Origin of the sequence: Gilliamella sp. B3023, assembly GCF_026536845.1 — a bacterium.
In the GTDB taxonomy this organism is placed as follows: Bacteria; Pseudomonadota; Gammaproteobacteria; order Enterobacterales; family Orbaceae; genus Gilliamella; species Gilliamella apicola_E.
On sequence record NZ_JAFNNH010000024.1, the window covers coordinates 1 to 22537 of the forward strand.

18 protein-coding genes are annotated in these 22537 nt (G+C 34.9%); 1 reads left to right on the forward strand and 17 read right to left on the reverse strand.

The features are described 5' to 3' along the window. Window positions 1-555 precede the first annotated feature (555 nt). The 13 genes from J3U16_RS11195 to ilvI all read right to left on the reverse strand — a co-directional run bounded on the left by J3U16_RS11195 (window position 556) and on the right by ilvI (window position 16934). On the reverse strand, window positions 556-1458 hold the full coding sequence (locus tag J3U16_RS11195; RefSeq protein ID WP_220225912.1) for a lysine exporter LysO family protein: 903 nt from the start codon (window positions 1456-1458) through the stop codon (window positions 556-558). Window positions 1459-1550: 92 nt separating this feature from the next. Then, window positions 1551-2477: a VirK/YbjX family protein gene (locus J3U16_RS11200; RefSeq protein WP_267337789.1), complete on the reverse strand. Its 927-nt coding sequence runs from the start codon at window positions 2475-2477 to the stop codon at window positions 1551-1553. Window positions 2478-2701: 224 nt separating this feature from the next. Beyond that, window positions 2702-4003: a phosphopyruvate hydratase gene (gene eno, locus J3U16_RS11205; protein ID WP_065563300.1), complete on the reverse strand. Its 1302-nt coding sequence runs from the start codon at window positions 4001-4003 to the stop codon at window positions 2702-2704. A 46-nt stretch (window positions 4004-4049) separates the two neighbouring features. Next, on the reverse strand, window positions 4050-5687 hold the full coding sequence (pyrG, locus tag J3U16_RS11210; protein WP_065563301.1) for a glutamine hydrolyzing CTP synthase: 1638 nt from the start codon (window positions 5685-5687) through the stop codon (window positions 4050-4052). Between the two features lie 196 nt (window positions 5688-5883). Further along, window positions 5884-8154, reverse strand: coding sequence for an IgaA/UmoB family intracellular growth attenuator (locus J3U16_RS11215; protein WP_267343083.1), 2271 nt, complete (start codon window positions 8152-8154; stop codon window positions 5884-5886). 41 nt (window positions 8155-8195) lie between these two features. Beyond that, window positions 8196-10445 (reverse strand): IgaA/UmoB family intracellular growth attenuator, encoded by a 2250-nt coding sequence (locus J3U16_RS11220; RefSeq protein WP_267343084.1) that lies wholly within the window; start codon window positions 10443-10445, stop codon window positions 8196-8198. Between the two features lie 79 nt (window positions 10446-10524). Continuing rightward, entirely contained in the window at window positions 10525-11217 is a 693-nt protein-coding gene (locus tag J3U16_RS11225) for a Crp/Fnr family transcriptional regulator (protein ID WP_065734165.1), read from the reverse strand. A gap of 143 nt (window positions 11218-11360) precedes the next feature. Then, a complete protein-coding gene (gene tsgA, locus J3U16_RS11230) occupies window positions 11361-12539 on the reverse strand; it encodes an MFS transporter TsgA (protein ID WP_267343085.1) in 1179 nt (392 codons plus the stop codon). Window positions 12540-12564: 25 nt separating this feature from the next. Next, window positions 12565-13272, reverse strand: a complete 708-nt coding sequence (deoD, locus tag J3U16_RS11235) for a purine-nucleoside phosphorylase (RefSeq protein WP_267330693.1) — start codon at window positions 13270-13272, stop codon at window positions 12565-12567. A 228-nt stretch (window positions 13273-13500) separates the two neighbouring features. Next, on the reverse strand, window positions 13501-13749 hold the full coding sequence (locus J3U16_RS11240) for a hypothetical protein (protein WP_267343087.1): 249 nt from the start codon (window positions 13747-13749) through the stop codon (window positions 13501-13503). Window positions 13750-13886: 137 nt separating this feature from the next. After that, complete coding sequence (locus J3U16_RS11245) at window positions 13887-14408, reverse strand: hypothetical protein (protein WP_267343088.1); 522 nt, start codon at window positions 14406-14408, stop codon at window positions 13887-13889. 310 nt (window positions 14409-14718) lie between these two features. Continuing rightward, on the reverse strand, window positions 14719-15216 hold the full coding sequence (ilvN, locus tag J3U16_RS11250) for an acetolactate synthase small subunit (protein WP_065563307.1): 498 nt from the start codon (window positions 15214-15216) through the stop codon (window positions 14719-14721). Next, the gene (ilvI, locus tag J3U16_RS11255) at window positions 15216-16934 is read right to left on the reverse strand and encodes an acetolactate synthase 3 large subunit (protein WP_065733912.1); all 1719 of its coding nucleotides are present in this window, start codon (window positions 16932-16934) and stop codon (window positions 15216-15218) included. Before ilvI ends, ilvN begins: the two co-directional genes overlap by 1 nt. 297 nt (window positions 16935-17231) lie before the next feature. On the opposite strand from ilvI, the gene ygfZ reads away from it, so the two are divergent. After that, the gene (ygfZ, locus tag J3U16_RS11260; protein WP_267343090.1) at window positions 17232-18101 is read left to right on the forward strand and encodes a tRNA-modifying protein YgfZ; all 870 of its coding nucleotides are present in this window, start codon (window positions 17232-17234) and stop codon (window positions 18099-18101) included. 54 nt (window positions 18102-18155) lie between these two features. On the opposite strand, the gene J3U16_RS11265 is transcribed toward ygfZ, so the two are convergent. The 4 genes from J3U16_RS11265 to J3U16_RS11280 form a co-directional block, all read right to left on the reverse strand. Continuing rightward, complete coding sequence (locus J3U16_RS11265; RefSeq protein WP_267337796.1) at window positions 18156-19322, reverse strand: M20 aminoacylase family protein; 1167 nt, start codon at window positions 19320-19322, stop codon at window positions 18156-18158. A gap of 177 nt (window positions 19323-19499) precedes the next feature. Next, window positions 19500-20240, reverse strand: coding sequence for a prepilin peptidase (locus tag J3U16_RS11270; protein ID WP_267343091.1), 741 nt, complete (start codon window positions 20238-20240; stop codon window positions 19500-19502). Then, on the reverse strand, window positions 20240-21409 hold the full coding sequence (gene hofC / locus J3U16_RS11275; RefSeq protein WP_267343093.1) for a protein transport protein HofC: 1170 nt from the start codon (window positions 21407-21409) through the stop codon (window positions 20240-20242). Before hofC ends, J3U16_RS11270 begins: the two co-directional genes overlap by 1 nt. 6 nt (window positions 21410-21415) lie before the next feature. Further along, entirely contained in the window at window positions 21416-22534 is a 1119-nt protein-coding gene (locus J3U16_RS11280) for an ATPase, T2SS/T4P/T4SS family (protein WP_267343094.1), read from the reverse strand. Window positions 22535-22537: the final 3 nt, after the last annotated feature.

The window sequence follows — 22537 nt, forward strand, 5'->3', positions numbered from 1 at the left end:
TTGGATTAGAAATTTAGTGATTTGGATCATTTAATAATTTTTAAGTGAAATTTAGAACTTCAAAAACCCCGCTCCTCAACTTTTTAAGATACGGGATATTATCTGCACTGAATAAACTGACTAGTGTTGATTGATTCGAAAATTATATTTTATTAACTGCCTACACGGCATAAACCTTCCGTCCACAATATCTGCGCTACTTAAGTAATTTCTAAACTGCCTACACGGCATAAACCCCGTATTTGGCGTGGCAATACAGCGTTGATTATTTCTAAACTGCCTACACGGCATAAACCAAAAACTTTTCATTGGATAATCTTAAGATTAATTTCTAAACTGCCTACACGGCATAAACCTAGAACAAGACATACTATAATCGTTGTTTGCAAAAAGGCAAAGGGCATTTGGAGTTTTAAAAACCCTTTTTTTTATTATCTTTTTAAAGTTATGATTTTTAATTATTTTATTTTTTGATTAAAAAAAGGGTTATAAAAATACTATTTTTTAGGGGTTAGAAAACCCCGCTCCTCAACTTTTTTACTCTAATATCGATTCTTAACCATAATTAAACAATGTCATAAAAATCGGCATGATTAAGGTTAATAGAAAGCCTTGGACGATTGCGGGTGGTACGATGCTGATTCCGGCGCCTTTTTGTAGCATAGGTAGCGTAAAGTCCATCGATGTAGCACCACATAAACCTAACGCTGTGAATTTGTATCGTTTGATTAGGGTTGGGATTAGGATGATGGCGCATAATTCGCGTAGGATGTCATTTAGGAAAGTGGCACTGCCTATAATTGGGCCATGAGCTTCGGTCATGAGTATTCCTGATAGTGAATACCAGCCAAAGCCTGATGACATTGCCAGCCCTACTCGTACAGGTTGTGACAATATGAGTGCCGCAATAATCCCGCCTAAGAAGGTACTTAGTACCACAATAATAGTGGTAACTATGCCGACTTTGTTAAGTAGGATCTGTTTTAGTGAGATGTTGTTACTTCGTAGTTGTATACCAATGAGTAGCAGTAAAAAGACGAGTACCACTTTGGTGATGTCTTCACTATATTGCCAAATAAAGAGTGGAAAGAGTCCGGCAATAAAGCCGGCGATTAGCGCAATGCACACTCGCAGTGATTCTAAGATCATTTTGAATCGTGATTCATAATTTTGTTTACTATGGGTGGTGCGCCACGGTAAAAATAGGTCAATTAGCGCTAAAAAGATGAAATTGCCACCAAAGGTGCAAACAAAAATGATCGCGGTGTAAAATAAGATAACTTTTATGTTAGAAGCTAGATTATCTAAGTGAGCCAACTCGGTTCCCATGATAAATAAAATAAAATAGACCATCCAACTTAAGATTAGGTTTATTTTGGTGATCCATTTTTGCTCTTTGAATTTAATCAAATAACCTAGACATAACGGCACTAAAGCAATAAGAATACCAAAATACATGTTTTATTCCTTTATTTTCATTTTTAAAAGTCAAATTTTTTATATCGCTTGCTAATTTGAACAAGCGATTTTTTTGTCGTTAATCCATACTATTATGTTAATGCTGCTAATTGAGTTTCAATTTTATTTTGCAGTTCATCTAATAATGCATAACGATTGCGATACTCAGAACGTTTTTTACTGGCAATATCTTCAATGGCTTTTCGGTTGATTTGGGTGGGTAAAATAAATAACGATCTTTCGTCTTGTTTACCGTCAATAGTTAACCAAAAATCATCATAATCAGATAAGATTCTTTCTTGTCGGCTGTTGTAACGCCAGTTGTTGTAAACATGGGTTTTATTGCCCACAGCAATAATTTGTTCAAGCTGGAAATAACGAGCAATAATTAATGCGGCTTCCACCACCACACGTTTAGGAAATAGTCCATAACACTGTTTTGTTGCTTGCTGAACTCTGGTGCGAGCGTCTTGATGCCCTGTTCCTTGTAATCCTGCTATAAACAGTGTTGGTTTTTGTTGGTATTGGTTAATGGTGAAGGTTAACGTGGCTAAATCAATGCCATCATTGTCATAAAAATATAAGCTTAGCTCACCTTCACGAGCAAACTTGTTACGTGCTTGGATGGCGATTTTTATGTTAGCTTCGTTCTTAGCCATAACACTTGCTAGTTCAAATGATGAATCTGGATTATAGAAAGCTTTAGTCATGCTATCAGGATGATTTGCTAAAAAGTCATAATGATAGGCTAAGGCTTCATAGCGCTCTTGTTGACTTAAACAAGACGCTAAATAAGGTCGTTGTAATTTACAGGGTAAATTGGTTTGGCATGATAGATAGTATCCAAGTAATGGGTATTGTCTTAATTTATCTAATAATTTAAGCGTTATTGGGCTTAAAAATAGGGTCCTGAAAAAAAATTTATAACGATAAGTCGGTTTAAGCCATAGTTCATTAAGCGGTAGTTTACCTGTACAAAGCCAGTTAAAAAGTTGCCATTTACTTTTAGGCTGGGACATATTCGTAATATTGTTCATAAGCAGAAAAATGTGTTCGTAAGTTTGTAAGAAAATTATATGTGGCTAAATTATTAAATATCAATTTAATATTAACGTTAAATTTAAATGTTTTAAGTAAGCTGATAAGAGTACAACACAACCTTAGTCAACGCAACCCTTGCGGTGTGATGAATAAAAAAACGGTGAACTGTGTCACCGTTTTTATGATCGTTTAAAAAAACGAATTATTGACCTTTAACTTCTTTTAAACCGTTGAATGGTGCTTTTGAACCAAGCGCTTCTTCAATACGGATTAATTGGTTGTATTTAGCAACACGGTCAGAACGGCTCATAGAACCAGTTTTGATTTGACCAGCAGCTAAACCAACAGCTAAATCAGCAATTGTTGAATCTTCAGTTTCACCACTACGGTGTGAAATTACTGCTGTATAACCAGCATCTTTCGCCATTTTAACTGCTGCGATAGATTCAGTTAATGTACCGATTTGGTTAACTTTAACTAGGATTGAGTTAGCGATGCCTTTTTCAATACCTTGTTTGAAGATTTTGGTGTTAGTTACAAATAGATCGTCACCAACTAATTGGATTTTGTGACCTAATGCTTTAGTTTGGTATGCCCAACCTTCCCAATCGCTTTCATCTAAACCATCTTCGATTGATACGATTGGATACTCATTAGTTAAACCTTCTAAATAGTGAGTAAATTCTTCAGCAGTGAATTCTTTGTTTCCTTCACCTTTTAATACGTATTTACCAGTTTCTTTGTTGTAGAATTCAGATGCAGCACAGTCCATCGCTAAAGTGATGTCTTTACCTAGTACATAACCTGCTTTTTCTACAGCTTCTTTGATACATGCTAATGCTTCAGCGTTTGAACCTAAGTTAGGTGCAAAACCACCTTCGTCACCAACAGCAGTATTCATGCCTTTAGCGTGAAGTACTTTTGCTAAGTTGTGGAATACTTCAGAACCCATACGGATTGCTTCACGAACTGTTTTAGCACCAACTGGTTGAATCATAAATTCTTGAAGGTCGATGTTGTTATCAGCATGTTCACCACCGTTGATGATGTTCATCATTGGTAATGGCATAGAGTATTGACCTGGAGTACCATTTAGGTCAGCGATGTGTTGATAAAGTGGTACACCTTTCGCTGCAGCTGCTGCTTTAGCTGTTGCTAAAGATACTGCTAGGATTGAGTTAGCACCTAAGTTAGATTTGAAATCAGTACCGTCTAAATCAAGCATGATTTGGTCGATTGCAGCTTGATCTAACGCATCTTTACCAATAACTGCTTTAGCGATTGGTCCATTTACGTTTTCAACAGCTTTAAGTACGCCTTTACCTAAAAAGCGAGATTTGTCACCATCGCGAAGTTCTAACGCTTCACGTGAACCTGTTGATGCACCAGATGGAACGATTGCAAGACCAACGAAACCACCTTCTAAATGAACTTCAGCTTCAACAGTTGGGTTACCACGAGAGTCGATGACTTCACGACCATGTACTTTAACGATTTTTGCCATGTTATTTTCCTCTATATGACAGATATATACCTAATGTAAACATAAATTATTTTTGCTGCTGATCTTGATAATCTTTGGCAGCTTTAACAAAACTACTAAATAATGGATGTCCATCACGTGGAGTTGATGTAAATTCTGGATGGAACTGACATGCAACAAACCAAGGATGGTCTGGAATTTCAATAATTTCCACTAATTTTTTATCAGTTGATAACCCTGTCACTTTTAAGCCAGCCTTGACAACTTCTGGTAATAAGTTGTTATTGACTTCGTAACGGTGACGGTGACGTTCGGTTATCGACTCTTTTTTATACATTTGAGCGACTAATGAATTTGGCTCTAAATGACAGATTTGCGAACCTAAACGCATGGTGCCACCTAAGTCGCTATTTTCATTACGTTGAACCACATTACCAGACTCATCACTCCATTCAGTGATTAATCCAATAACAGGACTTGCACAATCTTTTACAAACTCTGTAGAGTTGGCATCTTTAATACCCGCTACATTACGTGCATACTCTATCATAGCAACTTGCATTCCGAGGCAAATGCCTAAATAAGGTATTTTGTTTTCACGTGCATAGCGCGCAGCAATAATTTTACCTTCAACGCCACGATAACCAAATCCACCCGGTATTAAAATCGCATCTAAGCCTGCAAGTAAATCGGTACCGCGTGATTCGAGGTCTTCTGAATCAATATAACGAATATGAACAGTTAAACGGTTTTTTAATCCACCGTGTTTTAACGCTTCATTTACTGATTTATATGCATCAGGTAATTCGATGTATTTACCTACCATGCCAATTGTGACTTCACCTACTGGATTCGCTTCTTCATAGATGACTTGTTCCCATTCAGAAAGATCGGCTTCCTTACATTCAAGATGGAAACGATTGCACACGTAGGTATCTAAGTTTTGTGATTTCAATAATGCTGGAATTTTATAAATCGAATCAACATCTTTAAGTGAAATCACTGCTCGTTCAGGCACATTACAAAATAGTGCAATTTTAGCTCTTTCGTTAGCCGGAATTGCGCGATCTGAACGGCAAATGAGTATGTCAGGTTGAATACCAATTGATAATAACTCTTTAACTGAGTGTTGGGTCGGTTTGGTTTTAACTTCACCTGATGATGCAAGATAAGGCACTAATGTTAAGTGCATAAATAAGGTATGTTCACGACCAACATCAACCGCTAATTGGCGAATTGCTTCTAAGAATGGTAGTGATTCGATATCACCCACTGTGCCACCCACTTCAACGATAGCAACATCGTAACCTTTGGCACCATCAATAACACGATCTTTAATCGCATTGGTAATATGAGGGATAACTTGGACTGTCGCGCCTAAATAGTCTCCACGACGCTCTTTTCGTAAAACGTCAGAATAAATACGTCCAGTTGTAAAATTGTTTTTTCGGCTCATTTTGGTGCGAATAAAACGCTCATAATGACCCAAATCGAGATCGGTTTCGGCACCGTCTTCAGTCACAAAAACTTCACCATGTTGAATTGGGCTCATTGTTCCCGGATCGACGTTGATGTAGGGATCGAGTTTTAGCATGGTGACTTTTAAATTGCGGGCTTCTAAAATTGCAGCTAATGAGGCTGCGGCAATGCCTTTACCTAAAGAAGAAACGACACCGCCTGTAACAAAAATATAATTCGTGACCATTAATACCAGACCATTATTAATTTAATTGAACAATATCACATTAGTTTAAATGATAAATGCAATATATGATGAATCAGACGGGAAATTAGTATAACAGAATATGGTTTCTCTCACAATTGAATAATTGAGTTTAATTACTTAGTTTGTTTACTAACTTGGTGTCTATTATTTAATTACTGCTATTAACCCAGAACAGTTAATCGTTATATTCAAGAATTTTATCTTGATAATGACTAATAATTTTTTCGAGCCTAAATTGGTTGGCGGCTTTTTTCCATATATAAATAATAGTATTAATTAAGGCGATGAAGATAACAAACAGAAAGACAAAATTGTTGATCAAAATTGGCGATAAAAATAACTGATTTTTATCGATATCATTTCCATAATCAGTTGAAAGTGTTAGTTTCGAAATTTCTTCATTATGATAGCTAACTTTGGTAACAATACCTGTAATTTTTAAGTTGGCACTATTACCTAATAAAATATTATTGTAGTAATCAAGTTGCTCTTTGAAATTCCCATTTGAGTATATATAGTTTTGATCATACAGTGGAATTAAATTGGTTAATTGTATACTAAGGTTATTTGCATCATTTTGTAGCATGACCACTTGCTGTTTTGCTTTATCGGCTAATTGTTTTAGTAACCATGTTCGATATTTAGCAACGAGTCGGTCGAGCTTTTTAGCTGAGGATAATGTTACAATTTTTTCCATATCAGGATGCAATTTGGCATAAGCCACCACCTCTGACCAATTATCGGTTAGATTACCATTTGGTAGTAAACTTGCTAAGCTATTTTTAATTTCTTCGCAAGGTTCAAGGTTTGAATGATTACAACCATCATTAATGATTAAAATAGCCTTGCTAATATCGTAAATTTTTATCAACTCTGATGTATCTTGGCTATTTGGCTTGTATTGTGGATTATAGCGATGAGAGTAACGATAATTACCTATAAGCTTATTTAAACGCTTTGCGAGAGTTATTTCGTGAACTTCATCGTCTTTTTTCATCTTAATAAGATTTTCAGAGTAAATTGTTTGTAAATATTGAGGCCAAGAAGGGAAAAGACTAAGTTTATTGCTGTCTATTGGATTGAGATTAACAAATATTTTATTACATTGAAAATAATGTTTTTTTATATTTTGTATATTATGAATATCACATGAAACACTAGATAAATTCAAATTAACCCGATCCATAGATTGGATGGCGGATTGCTTTAACGTGACTTTATCATCAATATTCCAAGTAGTGAGTGGCGCGGTTAATTGTCGATAGGTAAAATCTAATTTTTCACCCGCATTAGTAAAAAAGAAAATTAAGACAGCCAGTATCAATCCCGTAATAGATAACATAACATTATGATGAACAAATTTTGGCGCACCATAATTTCTTACCTCCTCACTTATTGATAAGTGTTCACCACAACTAAGTACTCGTGCTGTATCAACTTCGATCTGCATGTCAATAGGTATGTTATTATTGGGGAGAAACGGTTCCCAGTATGTGGGAAAGAAAATATCATAGCTTGAATCAATAGTTAAATTAAGATAGGCTGACCAACTACGCCTAATTGGTGCTTTAATATGATTAACATATTTGGTCGGCAATTTTCGTTTTATACTCGATGCAATTAGGGCAAAAATAAAACAGATGATTGAAAAAATAACCAAGGCAATTGACTGAAAATGTTCTAAAGCTAACAAAAGCATTACGCCTAAAACAAAAAAAACTGTCATTAATTTGCCAGAATTGCTTCGGTCTTGGTTCGCGATTTCAAATTGATTTTTTTCTCGTTTGCTAAGAATCTCAAAAAGCGGTTTTTTTTCAGATGTTTCAGTGACTAGTTGTGTTAAGGTCTCATTAGATTTTTCTATGTTATTTAAACGAATAGGTCTAAATATTCCCGTCTGCCAAAAATCATAAAGTTGTTCCTGTTTACGAGCTTGCAGTCTCAAACTAGCTTGCACTAAATCATAGCTGTTTATTTTAACTACAACGGCATAACTATAAGTAAAGACAATTTCAACCGTATTAATATCATAAGTGATAGTTTCTTGTAGATCTGGATCTCGCTCTTTAAACCCTCTAATACCGATATCCATATTGTAAGGAAAAAATAACCGGATATTATTCATCTGATAATAATATTTATTTAGGGTTTCATCAGTAAAATCTTTTTCAATATAACCTTTTAGTTTCACAACTTCAGAACTGATTAATACGTTTTCCCAATGATAAGGAGTGGTAAAATTGTTTTCATTATCAAGATAAGATTGAAGAACAAGGGTTTCTTCTTCTGTTAGCTGTCGTATTGCATGTTTACGGATAAACTCATACTTCTCAGGCAGGCTTTTTTCGTTAATTAGAGGCTCTTTGACTTCTGTAAAATCGGGACCAGATAATTCAAAATACGCAATAGCGAAAAAAATAATAACAAACAGTATAATAACTAACATACTTTTAAGATCTTTTTATTTAAACTTTATATTAAAACGGTTTATTTAAGATTAATGATAGTACCTAATCTATTTTCATAATATTTTTTAATTTCTTTAATTCGGTGTTGGTTAAATTTTGTGTTTTTAACAAGTTTAACGCCGTTAATTATTGTGGTAAATGCCATAGCGATAAATATGATAAGATTAACAATAATTAAAGAAATATAGGATATTGTTTGATTTTCACCAAAATTATAACGAGGATTTGCATTAACTTTTAAAGCAGAAATCGTTTTAGCATTTTGATCCTTACCATAACGAATATCACTTACCACACCAATAATATTAACATTAGGCGAGATAGTGCTATTTAAAATATCAAAATAATAATTCACCATTTCATATTCGTAGAGTTTCATCGATTTAAATCGCGATGCCATGTCAATTTTGATTAATGGTGTCATGTCAATATAGCTTTGATTGGTTAATGTAATTTCTATTTCAGACTGATATTGAGAAACAATTTTTTTTATCTCTTTTTGCAATGCTGATTTAAATAAACCTAATTCTCTTGAAAGAGCATATATTCTTCTATTTTCAGCTATGATAGCTAAATCAGGATTTCCTTTGGTTTTAGCGAGTAAATCGTCCCATTCATCATATCTAAAAAAAATATCACCCTTATAAAATAAATTACTCATTCGGAGTTTAACTTCATCACATTGTGCTACAGGCAAAATATTACAGCTATTGTCGATGTCAATGACCATTTGCCCAAAATCTTTTATTTTAGAGAAAGGATTTTTCTCAAAAGCCTCATACCCTAATTCATAATTAACTCTCGCAACGGCTACTTCTTGCGAATTTTTAAAACGTTTTAATTCTTCATCATAGATATATTCAATAAAATTGGGAGAAAATATATGTTTTAATGACTTTTCGATGCTCATAAAATCATTTTCTTTAACATCAATTGGCTGGCTATTGATAAAGAAGTTATGGCATTTATAATTTTCAGTTAAATCATTAACATCACACGATGTGTTTTTAATCGAGATATTCACAATATCACCATGCTGGATATCACTACTATTTAACGTGGTGAGATCGTTAATTTTTAGGTTTTTAGATTGTTGCGTGTAATATCGATATGCAAAATATCCATTATTAATTGGATCAGTATAATATATGAGCGCAATAGATAAGATTATCCCAACCACCAATAAAATGATATTTTGCCTAACTGATTTAGGCGCTCCAAATTGTTCGACTTCGTCATTGATTGATAACGTGTGACAATAGCGAAGTAATTTTTTTCCATCCTCACTAATCACCATTTCGGTAGCAGAATCTGAACTTTTAGGGATAAAGTTTGACCAATGCTTAGGGTATTTTAATACCGTATTTTCGTCTATCCCCACTTTGTTAAAATAGTTATCATGAATTCTAGCTTCAATGACGTTCACTTGCTGTGGGGTTAGATCAAATTTAGGTTTACGCCAAGCAAAAAAAGCAGCACCACCAATGCAAAGCAGGATTATAATGGATGTATGATCATCACTATTATGCCATGATAATGTGAATAAAAAGGTGGCTAATAATAAACACATCAAAATGGGTAAATAATTGCTAAATTTACTTCGAATTGTGGCTTCGAATGGTGTTTCTTCTCGTTGGTAGAGGGTTTTATTCTTTGACTCGTCTGAATTTACCTCATCGGTGCTTTTCAAATCATCATCATAAAGAGTGAGTGACTCAATATCAAAAGCATCTATATTATCGTTGCGTTTTTGATAAAATTTGTCAACATGGTCTTTTAAATGCCCAAAATCGTTGAATTCATATTCCTCGTTTGGATCATAGTTTTCCTGTGCGGTTTTGATATCGTGATCATTAATGTTAACGACAATCCCATACCGTTTGGTAAATACAACTTCTATGAGATTAAATTGATCAATATACTTATCCATATTATATGGAAAGAACAGCTCTATATCGTCTATTTCATAATAATAGTCAATTTCATCAGTATTTTTGTTAAGACTATGACGACAACAAATCCCTTGAAGTTGTGATACTTTGTTATCAACTAATGAGGATTGAAATTTATAGGGATAAACCGCCATTTTACTGGTTAAAAAAGGTTGTAATAGGTCTAGCTCTTCATCCGTTAGATCTCTTATTGGTTCACGTAGGCTTAAGTGGTCGTCTAAATTATCCTTATTTATACTGCGCTCGCCTTTAAAAAGAATAAAGCTAACCATTCCAAAAATTAAAATGCCAATTTTTACGAGCGTAAACCAATCCATAGTTTTTCCTTAATCCAATAATTCTTTTATTGACAAACAGCGTTTTTAAAAGCGACTTTATTTTTAATCTATTCCTACTCTATTTAGCGAATTTTCCTCTGAATTCGATAAAATCTTTTAAATTATCAATATCCTTAATTTCCAATTTACCAGCAACTTTATGAATAATATCTAAATGAATTAATTCATTAACGGCCCGACGATAGACACGATCGGTAGTGCCAAAACGTTCTGCTTCTAAGTAGTTTTTTTGAAAATTATTAACGGGATGAATATTTAGATGATGCTGATATATATCATAAGCAATGTTATAACAGATTGAATATAAAGTTCTTTTTAAGAAGATATCTAATGTTTCTTGATAATCAAAAGCAATAGCACTAGCAAAAAACAGTGCTAATTTAGGATATTTGAGTAATGATTGATATAGTTTATCAATGCTGACGATAGCGACAGTTAGGGCTTCTTCGGCAATGATATCAAATTGACATAAATAGTCGGTAAAAAACTCCATTTCACCAAATATATGCTCATCACAATCTACTGTACCAAGATGGAATCGACGACCATTATTTGCCTGATAGCGTATCGAAATCGTACCATTATAAACAACAACTAAATTATCGACTTTACATCCTTGATGAAAAAGCGTGGTTTTTTCATCGACAATTTTCTTTTCTACAATGCATTGTTCTATAATTGATTCGAGTAATTTATTGTTTTCCTGCCAATAACGGCTAAATCGACCTTTATTTAATGATTTTAATTGCATATCACCGAAGTTTTTAACCACAAAATATATACCCCATCAGAATCGATAACATATTGATAGTTAATTATCTATCGCGTTATCTCATTCTGAAGAGGCATCATTATAGTCAACCATTGTAATAAAAGCGATATCCTAAGTTAATTTCATTGATTACTTTTTAGAGCTCTTTTCTTTAAGAACATTGATATAGCCAACATAACGATAATAACGGCATAATATATTGGTATGGTATTCATAATAACTTGAATGTCTAAATAGTTATGCAGTATTGAGCTAATAGCTGGGCTAAACATCGCCCCTGCACTGCCACTGATTAAAATAAATGAAACATTTTTGCTTGATGCATTTTTTACAAAGGTTACACCATAAGCGACAAAGGCATTATATAAAGCAGAGCAGACGAATCCATATCCATAAGTTAAGTAGCCAATGCGATCAAGGCTATCGTTATCACTGTATTCGGTGTTGACGATCATCAATGTCATAATAAAAGCTAATAAAATAATTGAGATAAAAAAGTGTTCAATTTTAACTCGCGTCACGATCACTGTTGAAACTAATGCCCCAATTAAAGCTGCTGCCCAATATTGGGTAATAATATTGCCAGCCAATTCAAACGATATAGAAAATTTTTGGCTAACAAATAACGGGGCCCACGTTAAGAAGGTATATAATGCTAACATTGCCAAAAATAATCCAATACCAGCAGATAATATCCCAAAATTCCACTCTGATGGCTGAGACTGTTTGACTGTTGGATGACTAATTAAATCGAAATTAGTCAATATAATGATGAATAACATTAAGACTGTTACCAACCCAACCATTAAATAGCTACTTGCCCAAGATAAGTCATGCGTTAAAGCGTAGGTAGTAATCAGTGGGAAGATGACACCAGCAATGTTAAATGTCGCATCTTGTACAACTAACATTGTACTTTGTATCTTATCTTGCCAAGTTGATACCACAATCGTCCCCGCAATGCAGAGCCCTATTCCACCACACAAACCAATCAAAGTCATACAAACTTGAAGTATCAAGAGCGAGTTTGTGATATATAAAATGAGCGAACAGGCAATTATAATCGAATAACTAAGCAAGGTGATGCGTTTAATCCCAATGATATCGATTAAAAAGAATGCCAAAATAGTGCCTATTAACGCCCCACCATTTAATAAAGAAAAAATGAATGCGACACTGTTTACATCTGCATTAAAACTCTGTGCTATGGGTTCTATTAGCATACCAAACTGACTGGCAAAGCCAGCCATAATAAAATTAGCTAAAAAACTAATAAGTGTGAGCGATAATTTATTTTTCATATTTCCATCCGAGAAACGCAATAAATTAAGAGTTAACAGCCACGTTTAAAGCAAGTTTGATCATATTATTAAATGTCATTTGCCTCTCTTCCGCAGTTGTTTCTTCACCAGTTAAGCAGTGGTCTGAAACGGTTAAAATCGCTAACGATTCGACATTGAATTGTTGAGCAATTCCATATAGACCAGCCACTTCCATATCGATACCTAACACCCCTGATTTTTCGAGTGTACTTATTAATGTTTCGTCAGGATCATAATAAAGATCACCACTAAATACATTCCCTACTTTAACCGGTAAATTCATGTTATTAGCCATTTCATAAGCTCGATGTAATAAGGAAAATGTCGCTGATGTAGCAATGTTATAACCATTTGCTCTTTTTTGATTTGTCATCGAATCGGTTCCTGCTGCTACAGCTAAAATCACATCACGCATTTTAACGCTTTGCTGTGTGGCACCTAAAGAACCTACTCGAATAATCCGTTTAACATTAAAGTCATTAATTAGTTCATGTGCATAAAGGGTTATTGATGGAATACCCATTCCGTGCCCCATTACTGACACGGCTTTTCCTTGATATAAACCAGTATATCCAAGCATATTACGTACATTACAAATCTCTTTGGCGTCGGTTAAGTAATTTTCTGCAATAAATTTCGCCCGTAAAGGGTCACCTGGCATGATAACGGTTTGTGCAAAGTCGTTGGGATTAGCATTAATATGTGCGGTCATAATATTTCCTGAATAATTAGTGATTTGAATTAATTATAATAAGGAAATTTTTCAGTTAACTAGGACATAAGTCCGAAGCCAATGTTCTATGCCACATTTTTAGAAATTAATTTGGAAATAAATGATTATTGATAAAAAAAGCGCTTAATGCGCCGTTAGATTTAAATTTTCTCGTCTTTAATCTGCCAATTTTTTTAAAAAAAAATCTCAATAATGGTAAAAATCAACTTAAAGTAGACGATAAGTATAGATATTTTTAATTTTAAAGTTACGAATTCGATTCACAATGGTTTTCAATAACAACATAATACCGTTAAAAATGGTGGCTGAAGTTAAAAGCAAAAATAACAGCAGGTTTACACAAATTGGTAATAGATTTTCACTTATATCTTTTTGGTATAACTCTTGCGTATTTATGGTTAATGTTGAAATGGTATGATTAGCGTCATAATCAACATTCGAAACAAATCCCGACACCGTGACATGATCTGCATGAACGATAGATTGTGGATCTTCACTCTCACCCGATTAAGAAGTTGTATTTTCTTTTAAACCATGTAGAAGAAAATAGCTTGAGGAACTGGCTAAATGAAAAGAGGTATCGGCACTTTGAATTAATACTTCAATACATCTATCGGCTTTATTTTTAACAGGTCTTCACATGACACATCTAAAAAATTTAATTTCACTACATCACCCGACTTGATGTCGCTAGTAACTAATTTTGATGGATCATCAAAAAACCAACTTTTAGAATCGTGATTGTATTGATGATAAGCAAATAAGAAATTGTCACTCACCTTTGCTTGATTATTGATAGCATAAAGGTAGAACATGCCAGCTAAAAAAAGCCATAAATTACGTCCCCAAAATTTTGGTGGCCCAAATTGTTCAACCTCTTTAGTAACCGACATATCGTAGCCATAATGGACAATTTTTTTACTGTCAACATCAACATCTAAATCAACAGCAATAGCGAAATTTTGCGTAAGCGCAATTTCAACTTCTTTATAATCAGTAAGGTAACGATCCATATTGAAAGGAAATACAACATCAATATTTTGGATTTTATAGGAACAAGTGTTTTCAGTATGCGAAAATTTAGTTTGTTTGACACAACTACCGGATATTAACATCACTTCTCGAGAAACTAATGATGACTTCTTTTCCCAGAAGATGGGTTCATCGATAAATAGGTTTCTAAACCATCTCTTTCCTGTTTAGTTAATATTCTAAAAGGTTTGAGATCAGTAAAACTACCGGCTATTAGCTTATTTTTATATTTATTTATTCTAAACTTTTTTATTGGATAAGAAATAATAGAATAAATAAATAAATGAAATAATTAATTGAATTATCGTCAAAAAAGCAAAAAAATGCATTAAAACTTATTCCTTATAAGTCTTATTTTATAATAAAGTAAAAATTTAACTTTTAATTATAAAATTAATGATTGACTGTTTTTTCACTCCGAGATAGACCGATAATTCCAGAACGCACAATTTCAACAATATTACACGTTTCACGAATTGAGGCTAAAAACGAGTCTAACTTTTCGCTCGTCCCTGATAACTGTACGATGTAATGAGTAGCAGTTACATCGACTATCGAGCCTCGAAAAATATCAGCACAGCGTTTTACTTCATCACGCGCATCAGAACCTTTCGCCGCTACTTTAACCAGCATGATTTCACGCTCAACGTGAGGACCTTCGGTTAAATCATTCACCCGATAAACATTGACCAGCTTATGCAGTTGTTTTTGGATCTGCTCAATTACATGCTCATCCCCCGTTGTTTGAATCGTCATACGACTCATGGTTGGATCTTCGGTTTGTGCGGTAGTAATCGATTCAATGTTGAATCCACGTTGTGAAAATAAACCAATGATTCGTGACAAAGCACCCGGTTCGTTTTCTGTTAAAATTGATAGTATATAACGCATTAGGTTCTCTCCGTTTTACTTAGCCACATTTCATTCATTGCTCCACCACGAATTTGCATTGGGTAAACATGTTCTGTCGCATCCGTCATGACATCAATAAAGACTAAACGATTTTTTATCGAAAGTGCTTCTTTAAGTTTCGGTTCCAGATCTTCACGTTTATCAATCCTCATACCTACATGACCATAAGCTTCGGCAATTTTTGCAAAATCGGGGAGTGACTCCATATAAGATGAAGAGTGACGACCTGCATAAATCATATCTTGCCACTGTTTAACCATCCCTAAAAAGCGATTGTTAAGATTTAATACAATCACTGGCAAACCATATTGCAATGCGGTTGAAAGCTCTTGAATATTCATCTGAATACTTCCATCACCAGTCACACAAACCACATGCTTTTTAGGAAATGCGAGTTTGATACCTAATGCCGCTGGCAAACCAAATCCCATAGTACCCAGTCCACCTGAGGTAATAAAGTGACGCGGTTTGTCAAATGGATAATAAAGTGCCGTAAACATTTGATGTTGACCAACATCGGTAGCAATATATGCGTCACCTTTGGTTAATTTATATAAAACTTCAATGGCTTCTTGTGGCTTAATGCTTTTACCTTTGTGACTGTATGCTAAACATTTGCGCGCACGCCAATGATCAATTTGCTTCCACCAATCGATTAGCGCATCTAAATCACGATCAACATTAATTTCATTGAGTTGAGTTAACATTGTTTCAAGTACTTTTTTAGCATCACCAACGACCGGAATTGCAGCGGATACTGTTTTAGATATTGACGTTGGATCAATATCAATATGAATAATTTTTGCTTTAGGACAATATTTTTCAACATTATTAGTCGTTCTATCATCAAAGCGAGCACCGACAGCAAATATCACATCGGCGTTATGCATGGCCATGTTTGCTTCATAGACACCGTGCATACCAATCATACCTAAATATTTTTTATCAGTTCCTGGAAAAGCACTAATTCCCATCAAGGTTGAGGCAACAGGAAGATTTAATTTATCAGCTAAAGATTTAACCGCTTCGCTAGCATTGGCACTAATTACACCGCCACCAATATATAGAACGGGTTTTTTAGCTGATAATAATGTAGTTAATGCTTTTTTGATTTGTCCTTTATGCCCTTGAATGGTTGGATTGTAAGAGCGCATTGAGACTGATTGTGGATAGCTATAGTTATATTTATTTGCCGGATTAACAATATCTTTTGGCAAATCAATCACAACTGGACCGGGCCTCCCTGTTGAGGCAATATAAAATGCTTTTTTTATCGTTTCGGGAATATCTTTGCTATCCTTTATTAAGAAGCTATGTTTAACAATCGGACGAGAGATCCCAACCATATCACACTCTTGGAAAGCATCATTACCAATTAAATTACTGGCGACTTGACCAGATAAGATAACTAAAGGCACAGAATCCATATAAGCAGTAGCAATACCGGTAATAGTATTCGTTGCACCAGGACCAGAGGTAACCAAAACGACTCCGACATCTCCAGTTGATCTGGCATAACCATCAGCCATATGCACAGCAGCTTGTTCATGACGGACTAAAATATGCTCAATTCCACCTAGGGTATGAATGGCATCATAAATATCTAGAACACTGCCTCCTGGGTAACCAAAAATTTGCTTAACTCCCTGATCAATCAAGGATTGAATGACCATTTCTGCGCCTGACAATTTTGCCATGGTTGTTGCCTCCATTTATAACTATTTTGTCATTTTTTCCCCATTTTGCATGAACTAATACAGAAAATCAATAAAGTCAACAATATAAGTTAACTTATTCTCAATTTTGGGTACTAGTACTCATTTTTGAAAGAAATAACTTGTAAAAGTTTATTTTATCTATTTTAATGCAATAATAGTGAGAAATTAATCGATCGACTAATTGATTAATTTTGAATTATTAAAGGCGTTTTCGCTTTTGTTTACGCTCTTTTATATATGTATATTAGGGCTCATTATAATTGAAAGGTGTGTTTAATGGCCAATTCTTATTACAAACAAACCTCCCTATCTGATTGGCAATTAGTCAAAGTATCAGGTATGGATAACCGTACATTTTTACAGGGACAAGTAACCGCTGACCTTAATCGTATTAACGAAAACTCAGCATCATTTGCAGCACATTGTGATGCAAAAGGACGTATGTGGAGTAATTTTATATTATTCCAACGAGGTGAAGATATATTCTATATCTTACGTAAAAGTGTTGCCGAAAGACAAATTAGTGAATTGAAAAAAACAGCAGTTTTTTCTAAAGTAACTATAGAGCCCGTTCTGGATTTAAATCTAGTCGGATTGGAAGATGATGCAATAGATCCTTCTGTGATCTCAGCATTGGGCGATCACAATTGTGTCACTATTGATGGTGTTACGTATCTTAAACTCACTTCGCCTAAGTTGCGGGTGATAAAAGTATCGTCTGAACCATGTGATTTACAACCATCTGATCGCTGGTTACAACTTGAATTAGAAGCAGGTCACGCAATTATTGATGCTCCTAATATTGAAAGTCTGCTTCCTCAAGCTTGTAATTTACAACATTTTAAAGCGATAAGCTTTGATAAAGGTTGTTATTGTGGGCAAGAGATGGTAGCTAGAGCGCAATTCCGCGGTGCAAATAATCGAGGGCTTTATCTATTAAAAGGTCATAGTAAAGCATTACCGGAAATCGGTGATAAACTTGAATATGAACTTGAAGGAAACTGGCGTGAAGGTGGCCAGATCTTGGCGGCATTAAAAGTTGGGCAAAATGATGAAATTTATGTTCAAGTAGTGTTAGCAAATGGTCTTGATAGTGAAACAAAATTCAGAGTCAAAGGCCAACCTGATAGTGAATTAAATTTATAATTTAATATCGATCAAGCAGGAATAGTTTTATAATTATTCCTGCTTTTTAATATCTTAATTTCCTAACTCTTGATGAACAATTTCAACAAAATATTGTGCACCAGTTGTTAACAGCTCATCATTGAAATTATACGACGGATTATGAAGATTCGCGCCCTCTCCCGCACCAATTTTGATATAAACGCCCGGCACTTTTTGCAACATAAAAGCAAAATCTTCTGACCCCATTGTTGGTGGTGAATCAATCACAATTTTATCGTTACCCACAAGTTTTTGGGCAACTTTAATTGCTATATCCGCTTGTTTAGCATGATTGATAGTTGCTGGGTAACGGCGTTGATAATCAACTTCGGCTTTAGTACAAAACGTTAAAGCGGTTCCTGTTGAAATATGTTTGATTCTTTCTTCTGCCAAATCTTGATCTTCAGCACTCAATGCCCTAACTGTTCCACGAATCACCGCATGTTGTGGAAGCACATTCCAAGTATCGCCACTATGAATCTGTGTCACACTAATAACCAACGAATCAGTTGGATTTAAATTACGGCTGACAATTGTTTGCAAGCTATTGACAATATTAGTAGCGGTTAAAATGGTATCTCTACCTAAATGTGGTGCAGCAGCATGTGAACCAACACCAGTAATTTTAATTTCAAAAACATCATAAGATGCCATTACTGGACCATGATTAATTAAAAAATGGTTTAACGCTAAATTAGGTTGATTATGCATACCATAAACAGCTTCGATAGGAAATTTTTCAAATAGACCATTTTCAACCATCACTCGACCACCGCCTTCGTTTTCTTCAGCGGGTTGGAAGACCACCACCACCGTACCAGAAAAATCACGATTAGCACTTAAATATTTTGCTGCGCCTAACAATGTTGCAGTATGACCATCATGCCCACAAGCATGCATTTTACCGGGGATTTTTGAACAGTAGCCAATTTTGTTTTCTTCAACGATATCCAACGCATCAATATCTGCACGTAAAGCAATAGTACGACCTTTATTCTTACCATGAATAACTCCTACTACACCCGTTGGCGCAAAATCGGTATACAGTTCATTGATTCCAAACGATTTTAGCTTTTCGATAATAAACTGGGTTGTTTGCTTCTCTTCGAATGCAGTTTCAGGGTGAGAATGAATATGATGACGCCATTCAATCATCTCATCTTTTAATGCAGCAATGCTTTTCGCGGTAGTACTAGTCATTGATTATTCCTTACATTTAGCTATAAATCTGAAAAGGCTTTATTCGCACTATAATCTTAATTTGAATAAAGTAAAAATAACTAATTCTTTTATCGTTATCTTTTTTAGTTATAAGCAAAGTAGAGCGGTAGATTTAGGTGAATAGCGAAATAGATAGTAATTAAAAAACAATCAAGATCACAAACTGAAAATGATTAAATAACCAGATAGCAACAGAAAAGGACCAAAGGCGATCATGTCATGCATAGTTTGCTTATATTTTGCCAAAATAAAAAAAAGTATGCCTGACAATGATGCCATAATTAACAATAATGGAATTAATTGATAAGGTAGCCAAGCACCCAAAGCCGCGACAAGCTTAATATCCCCACCACCTAAACCGGCTCGTTTTGTTAGGCAAAAATAACAGACAGCAGGTAATTTAAGCATTAAATAACCACAAAAAACCCCCGTTAAGGCGTCGCTGATGGTTAACGAATTTAGATCAAAATAAGCCATCATCAACCCAGCCCACATCAACGGTTGTGTAAAAAAATCAGGCAGTAAAAAATAGCGAAAATCAATCAGTGCTAAAAGCAAAAAATAGCTCGCAAGTAGCATTAATAATATACTTTGAAAATTGAGATCTTTGTTCAAATATATTAGTAAAAATAATCCCGCTACAGCCAACTCAAAAATTGGATAGCAAAAAGCGATCTTTTGCTGACAAAAATAACATCGCCTTTTTAATAATAACCATGATAGCACTGGAATTAACTGCCAAGCTGAAAGTGAGTGTTGACAATGTGGGCACGAAGAACGAGGAAAAGTGATAGCGACCAAATAATCAAACAAAGATTGGGAAGGCGTATATCGCCAATAAGCAACTTGCAAAAAACTACCGACCGCAAGTCCAACACAAAAAACTACGACAGCCATTAATGAATCACATCTCCCATTTGAAATACGGGTAAATACATCGAAATCACTAATCCTCCAATTATCAATGCTAAAAATAGCATCAAAATCGGCTCAAATGCTTTGACTAAATTATCGGTTAAGGTTTGATTTTGTTGTTGATAATAGAGAGACAAGTTATTAAGCATAACATCTAATGAGCCTGACTCTTCGCCAGCATGAACTAGCTGTACACAAAGTTTAGGAAAATAGGACGATAGCATTTGACTAAAAGCATTACCTTGTTCAATACCGTTAATTATTTTATTAATAATGTCACGATAATAACTATTTCCTGTAGTATTTGCCGAAGCACTAAGTCCTGTTAGTAATGGAATACCTGCTTGCTGAGTGATCGCTAATGTGTGGAAAATCTGCATTAAGCACTGTGATTGAATCACTTGCCCCAATAACGGCAATGCTAATTTTTGCCGATCAATCGTGAGTTGATAGCGGACTTTAAAAAAACGCTGGAATAAAAAGTAACCCAGCGACGGCACTAATAATATGAGTACACCATTTTGCTGAACCTTATTCGCAATATCAATCACTAGCTGGGTAAAATAAGGTAATTGAGCATCAAAACTTTGATAAATGTCGGCGAATTTTGGTAATACAATAAACATCATCACGATAATAACCACTACTGACACTGACAATAAAAAAAGCGGATAACGCATTGCCTTTCTAATCTGTCTTTGTAATTGCAATGATTTTTCAAGATGCGCGGTTAGTTGTTCAAAACTGTGATCGAGTTGTCCGGTTAATTCACCAATAGCAATAATTTCACAATAAAGCGCAGGAAATACCGAATGATATTGCTTTAAAACAGATGACAGTGATTCACCTTTGGCGATTTGCTGACTAATGTCTGATAACAAATACTGCCATTGAGGTTTAGGCTGATCATCAAGAAGTAATCTCAAACTATCAACAATCGATAATCCAGCCTTTAACATAGTGGCTAACTGTTTTGTGATAATTAGCAGATCGCTCGGATGAAAACTTTTTTTAGTAATAATATTTCCGGCACGAATTTTAATCGCGATTTGCCCTTGCAATAAAAGCTGTCTTTTCACATCTTGCTTTGATGTGGCAATAATCTTATTTTGATGAAAATTAATGTCATACCAAAAATAGATCCGCTTCATACACTATCACCCTATGACTACTTCACCTAAAACCCGATTTAATTCAGCCAAAGTAGTGATACCTTGTTGTACTAACTTAAAGCCAGCTTGTAGTAATGTGGCTCTATTTTGGGGTGAGATTGGTTGATTAGTTATAATCTGTTGTTGCACTTCTGGGGTCACCATTAACAGTTCATATACACCTATTCGTCCTAAATAACCACCTACACACTTGTCACACCCCATGGCGATAAAGTGTGGTGAAGGTTGATTATCAATTAGGGTTAGTTCACTAGCAACGACTTTGCAATGTTGGCAAAGCTTTCTCACCAAGCGTTGAGCGATAACCAATTTCAAACTGGACGATAAAAGATAATTTTTGATGCCCATTTGATTTAACCGAACTATTGCTTCAACACTCGAATTAGTATGCAAAGTGGATAATACTAAATGGCCTGTTTGAGCTGCTTGAATGGCAATTTCGGCAGTTTCATGGTCACGAATTTCGCCAATCATCATCACGTCTGGATCTTGGCGCAATAAAGCGCGTAATATCACCGAAAAAGTTAGGCCGGCTTTATGATTAATCGCGGTTTGATTAATACCTTCTAAAGGAATTTCGATCGGATCTTCAACACTACAAATATTACATTCAGCTTTATTTAGATGCTTTAACGCACTATATAAAGTCATAGTTTTACCACTGCCGGTTGGGCCAGTAACCAAAATCAACCCTTGCGGATAATCTAAAATCTGTTTAAGTGTGAGAAGATCTTGTTCGGTTAATCCTAAATCATTAATGGTTAGCTCAGATTCATGATTATCCATAACCCGCAATACAATCTTTTCACCGTTGATCACCGGCAAGGTAGCAATTCGCATTGCATAGTTATTAATTACCAATTGACCATCTTGCGGTAAGCGGTGTTCAGCAATATTTAAATTAGCCATAATTTTTAATCGGGCGGTGATCTGCTTAGCAAGGCTAAGTGGTGGCATTAGCCTATTTTGCAAAACGCCATCAATTCTCATGCGTATTCGATAGTATTTTTGATAAGGCTCGAAATGAATATCAGATGCTCGCTTATCCAATGCTGATAATAATAGCTTATCGAGACTTTCAACCAATTGATTTTCTTGCATCATAAT